General features: G+C 65.0%; 11 protein-coding genes. 6 read left to right on the top strand and 5 right to left on the bottom strand.

Going from position 1 to position 12,520, the window contains the following annotated elements; all coding sequences use genetic code 11:
• The first annotated feature begins 57 nt into the window (after nt 1–57).
• On the top strand, nt 58–894 hold the full coding sequence (locus ACVIYL_RS08290; protein ID WP_225164260.1) for an IS5 family transposase: 837 nt from the start codon (nt 58–60) through the stop codon (nt 892–894).
• A 237-nt stretch (nt 895–1,131) separates the two neighbouring features.
• Nucleotides 1,132–2,133 (top strand): adenosine kinase, encoded by a 1,002-nt coding sequence (locus ACVIYL_RS08285; RefSeq protein WP_456778236.1) that lies wholly within the window; start codon nt 1,132–1,134, stop codon nt 2,131–2,133.
• Nucleotides 2,134–2,303: 170 nt separating this feature from the next.
• Here the strand turns inward: ACVIYL_RS08285 and ACVIYL_RS08280 are convergent, their stop codons facing one another.
• Entirely contained in the window at nt 2,304–4,016 is a 1,713-nt protein-coding gene (locus tag ACVIYL_RS08280; protein WP_456778235.1) for an AMP-binding protein, read from the bottom strand.
• 317 nt (nt 4,017–4,333) lie between these two features.
• Nucleotides 4,334–5,527 (bottom strand): serine hydrolase domain-containing protein, encoded by a 1,194-nt coding sequence (locus ACVIYL_RS08275; RefSeq protein ID WP_456778234.1) that lies wholly within the window; start codon nt 5,525–5,527, stop codon nt 4,334–4,336.
• A gap of 344 nt (nt 5,528–5,871) precedes the next feature.
• Here ACVIYL_RS08275 and ACVIYL_RS08270 point away from each other — a divergent pair, with 344 nt between their 5' ends.
• The 3 genes from ACVIYL_RS08270 to ACVIYL_RS08260 all read left to right on the top strand — a co-directional run bounded on the left by ACVIYL_RS08270 (nt 5,872) and on the right by ACVIYL_RS08260 (nt 8,503).
• Nucleotides 5,872–6,195 carry a hypothetical protein gene (locus ACVIYL_RS08270; protein WP_092080983.1) on the top strand — a complete coding sequence of 108 codons (324 nt, stop codon included), beginning with the start codon at nt 5,872–5,874 and terminating at the stop codon, nt 6,193–6,195.
• A 241-nt stretch (nt 6,196–6,436) separates the two neighbouring features.
• Nucleotides 6,437–7,933: an NAD-dependent succinate-semialdehyde dehydrogenase gene (locus tag ACVIYL_RS08265; RefSeq protein ID WP_456778233.1), complete on the top strand. Its 1,497-nt coding sequence runs from the start codon at nt 6,437–6,439 to the stop codon at nt 7,931–7,933.
• Nucleotides 7,934–8,041: 108 nt separating this feature from the next.
• Entirely contained in the window at nt 8,042–8,503 is a 462-nt protein-coding gene (locus tag ACVIYL_RS08260; protein WP_057015318.1) for an FAD-binding oxidoreductase/lyase, read from the top strand.
• A 201-nt stretch (nt 8,504–8,704) separates the two neighbouring features.
• On the opposite strand, the gene ACVIYL_RS08255 is transcribed toward ACVIYL_RS08260, so the two are convergent.
• From ACVIYL_RS08255 to ACVIYL_RS08245, 3 genes are all read right to left on the bottom strand, one after another.
• Nucleotides 8,705–9,511, bottom strand: coding sequence for a crotonase/enoyl-CoA hydratase family protein (locus tag ACVIYL_RS08255; protein WP_456778232.1), 807 nt, complete (start codon nt 9,509–9,511; stop codon nt 8,705–8,707).
• 257 nt (nt 9,512–9,768) lie between these two features.
• A complete protein-coding gene (locus ACVIYL_RS08250; protein WP_456778231.1) occupies nt 9,769–10,683 on the bottom strand; it encodes a phosphoribosylaminoimidazolesuccinocarboxamide synthase in 915 nt (304 codons plus the stop codon).
• 82 nt (nt 10,684–10,765) lie between these two features.
• Nucleotides 10,766–11,683, bottom strand: a complete 918-nt coding sequence (locus ACVIYL_RS08245) for a pirin family protein (protein WP_028335539.1) — start codon at nt 11,681–11,683, stop codon at nt 10,766–10,768.
• A 235-nt stretch (nt 11,684–11,918) separates the two neighbouring features.
• Here ACVIYL_RS08245 and ACVIYL_RS08240 point away from each other — a divergent pair, with 235 nt between their 5' ends.
• Nucleotides 11,919–12,494: a GNAT family N-acetyltransferase gene (locus ACVIYL_RS08240; RefSeq protein WP_092080965.1), complete on the top strand. Its 576-nt coding sequence runs from the start codon at nt 11,919–11,921 to the stop codon at nt 12,492–12,494.
• The last annotated feature ends 26 nt before the right edge of the window (nt 12,495–12,520 follow it).

The following is a 12,520-nucleotide window of genomic DNA, read 5'->3' as shown; positions in this document are numbered from 1 at the left end:
AGTGATCTCAGTGGGGTGTGATTCCATCGGATTTGCAAAGATTCGAGGGAGAGCACGATGCCCTGGACCAAGATCACTCGGGAGCAATATCGGCGGGACGATCTGCGTTATGCAAGCGATATGACCGATGCGGAGTGGGCGCTGATCAGACGCCTGTTGCCGCGAGCGAACCGGCGCGGCCGGCCGCGTAAGACGGAGCTGCGTCGTGTGATCGAAGCGATCCTCTATATCGTTTCGACCGGCTGCCAGTGGCGGGCGTTGCCGCAGGAGTTCCCGCCCTATTCGACGGTGCAGGGCTATTTTTATAGATGGCGGGATACAGGCCGGTGGCAGAGGATTGTCAGCGTGCTTGTCCGACGGGCGCGAAAAAAGCTTGGACGGACACCGAAGCCGACGGCAGCCGTGATCGACAGTCAAAGTGCGCCGACCACCCAAGCTGGCGGACCGCGCGGCTACGATGCAGGCAAGCGCATCTACGGCCGCAAGCGGCATATCGTGACGGATACCAATGGCCTCCTCCTCGGGGTTCATGTTCATCCGGCCAACGTTCAGGACTGCCATGGCGCCGTACCGCTGCTGAAGAACGTGCGGATGAACTTCCCCCGGCTGCGCCACGTCTTTGCCGACCGGATCTACCGCGGAAATCAACTCCTCGACGCGCTCTCAGACTGCGGTCCATGGACTGTCGAGATCGTCGAGCGGCCTCAAGGCGTCAAAGGCTTCCAGCTTCTGCCGAGGCGGTGGGTGGTTGAACGCACATTCGCTTGGTTCGGCAGATGCCGCCGCCTCGCCAAGGACTTCGAGGCGACGGTGGCAACCGAAGCTGCCTGGCTGCTGATTGCACACATCAGGCTCCTGACCCGCAGACTCGCGGCTGCAGCTAAGGTTGGGTGATTTATGAGTCAGACTCTGAGGTGCGAGCCTTGCGGCGCAATTGCGCCGCTGGGCGAGCCTCGAAGGATGAATCGGCCGGCGTGGGGCCGCGCATCCTTCGAGACGCGCGTTCCGCGCTCCTCAGGATGACGGAACGTAGATCTCGGGATGACGGAACGTAGAGCTTCCCTTGCTGCCCCGAGGCGTAACGTGATAGGCCGCCACTCTTGTTGGGTGGCGTTAACACAGGGCAGGTCTATGGCTGACGCAAAATACGACGTTCTTGGGATCGGCAACGCGATCTTCGACGTGCTGGTGCAGACCGACGAGGGGTTCCTTGCCCGTCACGGCATGACCAAGGGCTCGATGCAACTGATCGACGAGGCGCGCGCCACCGCGATCTACAGCGACATGGGGGTGGCGACCGAAATGTCGGGCGGCTCGGCCGCGAACACCATCGTCGGCGTCGGCAATCTCGGTGCCCGCGCCGCCTATGTCGGCAAGGTCAAGGACGACCAGATCGGCAAGCTCTACGTCCACGACATCCGCGCCGCCGGCGTCGCCTTCGACACCGCGCCGGCCAGGACCGGACCGGCCACCGGCTGCTCCTACATCCTGGTGACGCCGGACGGGGAGCGCACCATGAACACCTATCTCGGCGCCGCGCAGGATCTGACGCCGGACGATATCGATCCGAACCAGATCGCAGCCGCCAGCATCATCTATCTCGAGGGCTATCTCTGGGATCCGAAGAACGCCAAGGACGCTTTCGTGAAGGCGGCTGATATCGCGCATGGCGCGGGCCGCCAGGTCGCGCTGACGCTGTCGGATTCGTTCTGCGTCGATCGCTACCGCGACGAATTCCTCGACCTGATGCGTAAGGGCATCGTGGACCTGGTGTTCTCCAACGAGTCCGAGCTGCACTCGCTGTACCAGACCTCGGATTTCGACACCGCGCTGAAGCAGTTCGGCAAGGACACCAAGCTCGGCGTCGTCACCCGCAGCGAGAAGGGCTGCGTCGTGATATCAGGCGACAGCGTCGTCGCGGCGCCGGCCTCGCCGATCGACAGGCTGGTCGACACCACCGGCGCCGGCGATCTGTTCGCCGCCGGCTTCCTGGTCGGTCTCGTGCGCAATGTCGGCCATGAGAATGCCGGCCGGCTCGGCGCGCTCGCCGCAGCCGAAGTGATCCAGCACATCGGCGCCCGGCCGCTGGTGTCGCTGCAGGATCTGGCGAAGCAGCGGGGGCTGCTGGTTTAAGGGCGCCGCTCTTTCTCGCCTCGCCCCGCCTGCGGGGAGAGGCCGGATCGCATCGCAAGATGCGATCCGGGTGAGGGGGAGTCTCCGCGTACTCATCTTCATCCAGTTTGCGGAGGCGGCCCCTCACCCCGACCCTCTCCCCGCAAGAGCGGGGCGAGGGAGAAGAGAGATCACGCCGTCTTCGCCGCCTTGAGCCCGAGCCGCTGCTCCACCGCGTCGCGCATCACGAACTTCTGGATTTTCCCCGTCACCGTCATCGGGAATTCCTCGACGAATTCGACATAGCGCGGGATCTTGTTGTGGGCGATCTGGCCATGGCAGAAGGCGCGGACCTCGTCGGCGCTGAGCGTTTCACCCTGCCTGATCCTGACCCAGGCGCACAGCTCCTCGCCATAGCGCTCGTCGGCGACGCCGAAGATCTGCACGTCCTGGATCTTCGGATGGCGGTAGAGGAATTCCTCGATCTCCCTCGGATAGAGGTTCTCGCCGCCGCGGATCACCATGTCCTTGATGCGGCCGACGATGTTGCAGTAGCCCTCGTCGTCGATCACGGCGAGATCGCCGGTGTGCATCCAGCCATTGGCGTCGAGCACGTCTGATGTCTTCTCCTTCTCGTTCCAATAGCCGAGCATGATGCTGTAGCCGCGGGTGCAGAGCTCGCCGCGTTCGCCGCGCGGCACCACCTTGCCGTCGAGATCGACGACCTTGACCTCGACATGCGGATGGATGCGACCGACGGTGGAGACGCGGCGCTCCAAGGGATCGTCGGTCGCGCTCTGGAAACTCACCGGGCTGGTTTCGGTCATCCCATAGGCGATCGTCACCTCGCGCATGTTCATCTCGGTGTTGACGCGCTTCATCACCTCGATCGGGCAGGGCGCGCCGGCCATGATGCCGGTGCGCAGCGACGACAAATCGAAGCGCGCGAAGTCGGGATGGTCAAGCTCGGCGATGAACATGGTCGGCACGCCGTACAGCGTCGTGCATCTCTCCTGCGCGACCGTGGTCAGCGTCGCCAGCGGATCAAAACCTTCGCCGGGATAGACCATGGTGGTGCCGAGCGTGACCGAGGCGAGGTTGCCCATCACCATGCCGAAGCAGTGATAGAGCGGCACCGGAATGCAGATGCGGTCCGCTTCGGTCAGCCGCATGGCGAGGCCGGTGAAGTAGCCGTTGTTGAGGATGTTGTGATGGGTCAGCGTCACGCCCTTGGGCGAGCCGGTGGTGCCGCTCGTAAATTGAATATTGACCGGGTCGTCGAATTGCAGGCTTGCGCCAAGCGCCGCAAGCTGCTCGCGAGGGCGATCGCCGCCCATCTGCGATACCGCATCGAACGGAATGGTGCCCGGCGCCGCCGGTCCGCCGATCTGGATCACGGCGCGCAGTTGCGGCAGCCGCGCCGAGCGCAGATGGCCGGGCTCGGAGCTCGCAAGCTCGGGCAGCAGCGTGTTCAGCATCTCCATATAGGCCGAGGTCTTGAATGCGGTCGCGGTCACGATCGCGGCGCAGCCGACCTTGCCGAGCGCGAATTCCAGCTCGCTGAGGCGATAGGCCGGATTGATGGTGACGAGGATCAGTCCGGCTTTCGCGGCGGCGAATTGCGTCAGCGTCCATTCCGGCCGGTTCAGCGACCAGATCCCGATCCGCTCGCCGCGTTGTAGCCCGAGCGCGATGAAGCCCGCCGCCAGCGCCTCGACGTGACAGGCGAATTCGTTCCAAGTCCAGCGCACGTTGTGGCTCGGCGAGACCAGCGCCTCGCGCTCGCCCCAGCGCGCCCGTGCACGGTCGAGGCTGCGGCCGATGGTTTCACCGAGCAGCGGCGTATCGGAAATGCCGCAGACATAGCTGTCTGCCTTGCTGTCTCCCTTGGGTGTGGGTGCCAAGCTCGTCCTCCTCGCGGTCGTGTTCGTGTCGTCGCGCTTTTTTGCGCGATCTTAGTCGTTTGGCGCCGATGGGACAGGCCCGACCTATGGCGGGTATGGTTTTCGATTGTGGCGGCGACGGGTTCCGCTTCACCTCGCCCCGCGTGCGGGGAGAGGTCGGATCGCATCGAAGATGCGATCCGGGTGAGGGGGAGTCTCTGCGAGTCCAATTGCGACCGTCTGCGCGGAAGTGGCCCCTCACCCCAACCCTCTCCCCGTAAGAACGGGGAGAGGGAGAGGAGTCCCGTCACGGCTGGTACGACTTATCTCATCGAGCCTTACGCCGCCCTTTGCCCGCTACCGGCGTCGAGCCCGGCATAGATGCCCTTCTCGAAGCCTGCGAAGGCTTCCAGGCTGTGCTTGTCGGCGAACGGCAACAGCTGGGTCAGGATCACGCCGCAGACGTCGCGCGACGGATCGATCCAGTAATAGGTGTTGGCAAGGCCCGCCCAGGCGAGGCTGCCGGCGCTGCGGCCTTCCGGCGTCTTGGCGGTGTTGATGAGGAAGCTCAGTCCCCACTTCTTGACGATGTCGGGATAGAGATCGACATCGTTGGTGTACATCGGCAAGGCCGTCGTCATCTTGCCGACGGTGAGCTCGCCGATGTGATTCTGCCCCATGGTCGCGACCGTCTCGGCCTTCAGCACCTGGTTGCCGTTGCCTTTGCCCTTGTTGAGGATCATCTGGCAGAACTTGATGTAGTCGGCCGCGGTCGAATACAGGCCGCCGCCACCCATGTGGAATTCAGGATTCTGCTCGAGCTCGAACGGGATTGCCGCCAGCGTGCCGTCCTCGCCGCGGGCATGCATGCCGACCAGCCGCTTGCGCATGTCGTCGGAGATCTTGAAGGCGGTGTCGCTCATGCCGAGCGGCGCGAACACGTTGTCGCGCAGATAGGCATCGAGCTTCTTGCCGGATGCGGCCTCCACCGCCTTGCCGACGAAGTCGATATTGGTGCCGTATTCCCAGCGCGTGCCGGGATCGGTCATGATCGGCGTCTTGAGCGCGGCATTCAGGCAGGTGATGATGCCGGGCGTGCCGGTCTTTTCGAGATACTTGCCGAGATTGCCGTCCCACATGTCGTAGGCGAAGCCGGCGGTGTGGGTCATGAGCTGGCGCAGCGTGATCGGCTTTTTCGCCGGCCGCAGCTGCGGTTCGCCCTTGGCGTCGAAGCCGTCGAGCACCTGCACCGCGGCGAGATCGGGCAACAGCTTGCCGATCGGCTCATCGAGCGAGAGCTTGCCCTGCTCGACGAGCTGCATCGCGCCCGCCGAGGTCACCGCCTTGGTCATCGAGGCGATCCAGAACACGTTGTCTGCCGTCATGGGATCGCTCTTGGAGAGGTCGCGCTTGCCGAACGCGCCTTCGTAGATCACGTCCTTGCCGGTGGCCGCGATGGCGACCACGCCGGGAATTTCCTTTGCCTCGCTCTTCTGGCGCAATACCTGATCGATCTGAGCCTTGCTCTGCATTGGGGGCTTCCTCCGGTGGGGTTTATTGTTTTGAAGTGGGCGGATCATCCTCCCGCTTTTCCGCTCCCGCAAGGCGGGCGCGATGCGACGACGTCGCGATGTCGTGAAGGCCGGCCGCCAGGAACGGCCTTGGTCGGGAGGCGTTCACCACGCGCGTAGATTTTGCAGGGGACTTCGAGCAAGTCCCGGTGACCTTCGCGGGTGGCCACGGTAACGTGATCAAGGAATGATTTTCGTACCTGATTATTTGCATTAACGCATTCAGATCGCTGCACAAACGGTGCGGCGGATTGGACCGGATTTGACGAAAAGATTCGTCATTCCCGCCTTGCGGGGGCGCAACAATGATTTCGACATGGAGTGAATGGAAGCGCTATCCGCGGCCGGGCCGCGGCGAGAATATCGAAGCGCCGATCAGCCCAGGTCTCTACGAAGTCCGCTACGCAGGTACCGGCGCACTGCACTCCTTCGAGGCCGTCGAGAATGTCGCGCGGGCGCTGGCGCTGCTGCAGACCGGCGCCAAATCCTGGTTCGGCCGCCGCGATGCGCGGGCGCAGGCCGACCTCGAATACCGGACCTGCGCGACCTCGACCAAGGCGGACGCCAAGGCCGCGGCCGAGCGCATGATCGGGCGTCGTGAAACCTATATGTCCGGCGGCGCGGTCTGATCAGAGCCGTCATTCCGGGGCGATGCGCAGCATCGAACCCTCAGGTGCGCAACTGCGCACCGAGAATCTCGAGATTCCGGGTTCGGCTCTTAGAGCCGCCCCGGAATGACAACCCTCCAACAATCGCGCCGCGTTTGCGTCCAAGCAGGGTCGCGCCCGGCGCCGGTGCATCGCAGCGGCTTTCCGCTTATATAGGCGGCGAACACCGCCAAGAAATTCCAGAAATGACAGGAGTAACGCCATGACCCCGCCCGTTGCCGCACGCGCCACCCAATCCGCAGCATCCTCCCTGCAGAGCCGCCTGAAGGACCCCTCGCTGCTGCGCGACCGCTGCTACATCGACGGCGCCTGGGTTGGTACCCCCGAATTCGCCGTCAACAATCCGGCGACCGGCGTCGAGCTGATCAAGATCCCGCAGCTGAGCGCCGATGACGCGACCAAGGCCGTCGAGGCCGCCGAGCGCGCGTTTCCGGCCTGGGCCAAGCTGACCGCGAAACAGCGCTCCAACATCTTGCGCAAATGGTTCGATCTGATCATCGCCAACCGCGAGGACCTTGCGCTGATCCTGACCTCCGAGCAGGGCAAGCCGCTGGTGGAAGCGCTCGGCGAGGTCGATATCGGCGCCGCCTATGTCGAATTCTTCGCGGAAGAGGCGCGTCGCGTCTATGGCGAGACGATTCCGACCCAGCGTCCGGACGCGCGCCTGCTCGCGATCCGGCAGCCGATCGGTGTCTGCGGCGCCATCACCCCATGGAATTTCCCGAACTCGATGATCACCCGCAAGGTCTCGCCGGCGCTGGCGGCCGGCTGCACCGTGGTGCTGAAGCCCGCCAACGAGACGCCGCTGTCCGCGCTCGCGCTGGTTGCGCTGGCCGAGAAGGCCGGCGTGCCGAAGGGCGTGTTCAACATCATCACCGGTGATGCGCCGCCGATCGGCAAGGTGCTGTGCGAGCATCCGGCGGTGCGCTTCGTCGGCTTCACCGGCTCGACCGAGGTCGGCAAGATCCTGTACCGGCAGGCGTCGGTCGGCGTGAAGAAGCTCGGCCTCGAGCTCGGCGGCAACGCGCCGTTCGTGGTGTTCGACGATGCCGACATCGATGCCGCGGTCGAAGGCGCCATCGTTTCGAAGTATCGCAACATGGGCCAGACCTGCGTCTGCGCCAACCGTCTCTATGCCCAGGACAAGATCTACGACGCGTTCGTCGCGAAGCTGTCGAAGAAGGTCGCGGAGATGAAGATCGGCGACGGCACGGAGCAGGGCGTGACGCAGGGGCCGCTGATCAACATGGAAGCGATCGAGAAGGTCGAGCGGCACATCGCCGACGCTGTCAAGGGCGGCGCCAAGATCGTGACCGGCGGCAAGCGCTCGTCGCTCGGCCGCAGCTTCTTCGAGCCGACGGTGCTGTCGGATGTGCGGCCGGACGCGCTGGTCTCGCACGAAGAGACCTTTGGCCCGCTCGCGCCGGTGATCCGCTTCAAGGACGAGGCCGACGTGATCGCGATGTGCAATGCCTCGCCGTTCGGCCTCGCCTCCTACTTCTATTCGCGCGACATCGGCCGCGTCTGGCGCGTCGCCGAGGCGCTGGAGTCGGGCATGGTCGGCGTCAACTCCGGCCTGATCACGACCGAAGTGGCGCCGTTCGGCGGCGTCAAGGAATCGGGCCTCGGCCGCGAAGGCTCGCGCCACGGCATGGATGAATATGTCGAGATCAAATACGTGATGATGGCCGGCGTCTGATCGCCGTCATTACCTTTGAGAGTGTAGCGAGATTAGGCCGTATCGTGACGGCAACTGCCGCTGCGCACCCTCTCCCCGTTCTTGCGGGGAGACGGTTGGGGTGGGGGCATGCCGGGCAGCATCCATTGCCGGCCCGACGGCGGCGATCACGGCGAGTGGATCAAGCTCGGCTGGGCGTTCAACGCGGAACAGATCACCGAGCCGGTTCGCGAGCCGGAACTGAATCCCTATTTCCCCGAAGTCGTGCTGCGCGCGGCGAGCCGGCTGCAGCCAAAGCTCGCGCACTATCTCGGCGCGCTACCGCGCGACCGCGTGCATTACGGCGGCTACTATCCGATGACGAGAGAGAATTGGCCACTGATCGGGGCGGCGAAGACGCCAAGCGTGTTCCTCGCCACCGCGCTGTCGGGCTACGGCACGATGGGCGCCCGCGCCACCGGCGACCTCTGCGCCCGCGCTGTGGTCGGCGCGCCCGTGCCAGTCTTCGCCCGCAGCCTTTCGCTCGCGCGCTATGACGACAAGGCGCTGATGGGTCAGCTTGCGGCGAGCGAAAGCCGCGGGTCGCTGTAGTTCTCGCCTTCGTAGCCCGAATGAAGCGAAGCGAAATCCGGAGTCTCTCCGCATTACCTTCCCCTGAAAAGGGGAGGTCGCTTTGCTCGTCAGAGCAAGCGGGTGGGGATCAGCTCTCTCCGCATACGGCATCGCCTGCGGCTCACCCCATCCCGACCTTCCCCCTTTCAGGAAAAGGAGAAGGCTAGCGAGACATAATCTTCAGCCGTGGCCGCTCTCACTGCCGAAGGCGCCGTGACGGCCGACGCCGGAGGCAAAGCGCGCCGCGCCCGACAGCGTTTCGCCTGACGCTATCACGTCGAGCCCGCCGCGCATCTCGTTCCTGATTGCCTCTTCCTCGTCGAGGTCCCACTGCCGCAGCGCCGACAGCCGGTCGGCGCGCAGGCAGTTCTGCGGGAATCTCGCGATGTCCTTGGCGAGCGAGATGGCGTGCGCGCGCGTCTCGCCCTTCGGCACCAGCCGGTTCGCGAGCCCCATGCGATGCGCCTCGGGCCCGGCAACCGGGCGTCCGGTGAGGATCAGGTCGATCGCCTGCGAATGGCCGATCAGTCGCGGCAGGCGGATGGTGCCGAGATCGATCAGCGGCACGCCGAAGCGGCGGCAGAACACGCCGAAGGTTGCGTCCTCGGCCACGACGCGCATGTCGGCCCACAGCGCGAGCTCCATGCCGCCGGCGACCGCAAAGCCTTCGATCGCGGCGACCACCGGCTTCGAAAGCCGCAGCCGGCTCGGTCCCATCGGCGCGATCGTGTTGTGGCCGCCGACCTCGCGCTTCTTCTCGGGATCGCCCGCCGCCACCGCCTTCAGATCGGCGCCGGCGCAGAAATAGCCGCCGGTGCCGGTGAACACCGCGACGGATGCGCTCGCATCCGCATCGAAGGCGAGAAACGCGTCATACAGCTTGCGCGCGGTGGCGCCATCGACGGCGTTGCGGTTGTGCGGACGGTTGATCGAGATGATGGTGACAGGACCGTCGCGCTCGACGAGCACGGTATCGGCATCGGACATGGGGCGCTCCCAGGGCTGTTCTTGTTGTGCCGGAGAGTGGCTCAGAGGTGAGTTCGGTGCAATCCCACGACAGACAGCGCAATTCCGCAGGGTGGGCAAAGCGAAGCGTGCACCGCTCATTCCCCGTCATCCTGAGGTGCGAGCGGAGCGAGCCTCGAAGGATGGACGGCCACCAGCCGGGCCGTCGACCCTTCGAGACGGCCGCGTTGCGGCCTCCTCAGGGTGACGGTGAAAGAGCGAACGCGCCGACGGTGCAGCTAAACCTTCAGCTCGCTTCCCGTCACGCGGCGATACGCTTCCAGATACCGCTTGCTCGTCGCATCCACCACGCTGGCCGGCAGCGGCGGGGCCGGCGCGTCGCCGTTCCAGCGACCGGCGCGGCGCTCGACGTCGAGATAGTCGCGCAGTGGCTGCTTGTCGAAGCTCGGCTGCGACTGGCCGGGCTTGTAGGCATCGACCGCCCAGAACCGCGACGAATCCGGCGTCATCACCTCGTCGATCAGGATGATGTGGCCGTCCTTGTCGCGACCGAACTCGAATTTGGTGTCGGCGATGATGATGCCGCGGGCGCGGCTGGTCTGCTCGCCATAACCGTAGACGTCGCGCGCCATCTTCTCCAGCGTCGCGGCGACGTCGGCACCGACGATCTCGCGCACCCGCTTAATCGTGATGTTCTCGTCATGGCCGGCCTCGGCCTTGGTCGCCGGGCTGAAGATCGCGGGCTCGAGCTTCTGGCTCTCGACCAGGCCCGCCGGCAGCTTCTCGCCGGCAAGCGTGCCATCGGCCGCGTATTCCTTCCACGCCGAGCCGGAGATGTAGCCGCGGATCACGCATTCGATCGGGAACACGGTGGTGCGCTTGCACAGCATCGCGCGGCCGAGGATGTCGGCGCGATGATCCTTCAGTTCAGGCACCGCGCGGATGATCTCGTCGGCATCGGCGCTGATCATGTGATGCGGCACGGTGCCCTCGAGCTGCCGGAACCACCAGGCGCTGATCTGGGTCAGCACCGCGCCCTTCATCGGAATGGTTTCCGCCATCACCACGTCGAATGCCGAGATGCGATCGGTGGTCAGCAGCAACACGCGATCGTCGCCGACGGCGTAGATATCGCGCACCTTGCCGCGGCCGATCCTGGGCAGGGGCAAATCGCTGGATAGCATCGCGGTCATGGCGTGATCTCTCTAGGTGGCCTTCAAAGACGAGCGCCCGCACACGGCCGTGCGGGCGTTCGAGGTTATCACAGGAAATAGCTCACTCCGGCAGCGGAATGAACTCGTGTTCGTGCGGAACCTGCGCGAAACGGCCGGTTTTCCAGTCCTGTTTGGCCTGCTCGATCCGCTCCTTCGAGGACGAGACGAAATTCCACCAGATGTGGCGCGGCCCCTCCAGCGCGTCGCCGCCGAGGAACATCATGCGGGTCGGCCGCAGCGTCTTGACGGTGATGCGGTCGCCGGGCCGGAAGATCAGGAGCCTCGGCCCCTCGTGGCGGTCGCCCGCGATCTCGACCTCGCCGTCGACGAGGTAGATCGCGCGTTCCTCGTGATCGGGGTCGAGCGGCACTGAGGTGCCGGCCTTCGCGGTCACCTCGGTGTAGAACCAGGGCGAGACCATGCTGACCGGTGAGGTGATGCCGAACGCCGAGCCGGCGATGATGCGCGCGGTGAAGTCGCGCTCGGAGATCATCGGCAGATCGCCGGCGCCATAATGCTGGAACGACGGCGCGATCTCCTCCTTGCCCGCCGGCAGCGCGATCCAGCTTTGCAGGCCCAGCATCTTCTGGCCGTCGCGGCGCTGCACGTCGGGGGTGCGCTCGGAATGCGCGATGCCGCGGCCTGCGGTCATCAGGTTCATCGCGCCGGGCTGGATCTCCTGGATGTTGCCCTCGCTGTCGCGGTGCATGATGCTGCCGTCGAACAGATAGGTGACGGTGGCGAGCCCGATATGCGGATGCGGCCGCACGTCCATGCCCTTGCCGGCGAGATACTGCACCGGCCCGAAATGGTCGAAGAAGATGAAGGGTCCCACCATCTGGCGCTTGCCGTGCGGCAGCGCGCGGCGCACCGCAAAGCCGTCGCCGAGATCGCGGGTGCGCGGCACGATGATCAGATCCAGCGCGTCGCAGGTCTTGGGATCGCCGAGTTCGGGATCGGTCGAGGGCTGCCAGCTCATGTCGGACTCCTTACAGTAGTGTAGCGATGATACTCCAATTGTCGTCCCGGCCAAGCGAAGCGCGAGCCGGGACCCATAACCACAGGGCGCGGTGATGGAGCAGGGCTGTGGCCAGGGCTTCGTCTAACAACGAAGCCCTGTGGTTATGGGTCCCTGCTTTCGCAGGGACGACAGAACTACTTCTGGCGCGTGCGCGCGCGTGATAACAGCGTAATCTTGGAAACCGGAGGTGCCGATGGTTTCTCTGATCAAGCCAGGCGCAAGACTGCTGCAGGTCGATGGTCCCGTGATCGAGACCGCGCGGCTCATCCTGCGGCCGTGGCGCGCATCCGATGTTGTTGAGAACACGAAAATGCTGTCCGATCCCGAGACGGCGCGCTTCATCACGCCGGATCATCAGCCGGTCACGTCGGCGCTGAAGGGCTGGCGCAATGCCGCCGTCATCTCGGGCCACTGGGCGCTATACGGCTTCGGCATGTTCGCGGTGGAGGAGAAGTCTTCCGCCCACTACATCGGGCGCGTCGGCCCGTATTATCCGCCGGAATGGCCGGGCTTCGAGGTCGGCTGGGGCATTGCCAAAGAGCACCGCGGCAAGGGCTACGCGGTGGAGGCGGCGCGGGCCGCGATCGATTGGGTATTCGACAACTTCACGGTCGACCGCATCATCCATTGCATCGATCCGGCCAACGTCGCCTCGCAGGCGGTGGCGCGGCGACTCGGTGCCGTGAACGAGGGGCCGGGCAGGCTCGAGGGCGATGTGGTCGATATCTGGGTTACGTCGCGCCAGCGCTGGCAGCGTGAGCCATCTTGAAAAACCATGTCCGACCGACGATTGTT

The organism is Bradyrhizobium sp. USDA 3315 (assembly GCF_054056795.1).
Note: the sequence above shows the minus strand (reverse complement) of the source record. Positions and strands in the feature narration are given on the sequence as shown.

Coding starts and splice junctions, on each gene's coding strand:
- ACVIYL_RS08290 (WP_225164260.1), top strand. CDS start 58: ATGCCCTGGACCAAGATCACTCGGGAGCAATATCGGCGGGACGATCTG.
- ACVIYL_RS08285 (WP_456778236.1), top strand. CDS start 1,132: ATGGCTGACGCAAAATACGACGTTCTTGGGATCGGCAACGCGATCTTC.
- ACVIYL_RS08275 (WP_456778234.1), bottom strand. CDS start 5,527: ATGCAGAGCAAGGCTCAGATCGATCAGGTATTGCGCCAGAAGAGCGAG.
- ACVIYL_RS08270 (WP_092080983.1), top strand. CDS start 5,872: ATGATTTCGACATGGAGTGAATGGAAGCGCTATCCGCGGCCGGGCCGC.
- ACVIYL_RS08265 (WP_456778233.1), top strand. CDS start 6,437: ATGACCCCGCCCGTTGCCGCACGCGCCACCCAATCCGCAGCATCCTCC.
- ACVIYL_RS08260 (WP_057015318.1), top strand. CDS start 8,042: ATGCCGGGCAGCATCCATTGCCGGCCCGACGGCGGCGATCACGGCGAG.
- ACVIYL_RS08255 (WP_456778232.1), bottom strand. CDS start 9,511: ATGTCCGATGCCGATACCGTGCTCGTCGAGCGCGACGGTCCTGTCACC.
- ACVIYL_RS08250 (WP_456778231.1), bottom strand. CDS start 10,683: ATGACCGCGATGCTATCCAGCGATTTGCCCCTGCCCAGGATCGGCCGC.
- ACVIYL_RS08245 (WP_028335539.1), bottom strand. CDS start 11,683: ATGAGCTGGCAGCCCTCGACCGATCCCGAACTCGGCGATCCCAAGACC.
- ACVIYL_RS08240 (WP_092080965.1), top strand. CDS start 11,919: ATGGTTTCTCTGATCAAGCCAGGCGCAAGACTGCTGCAGGTCGATGGT.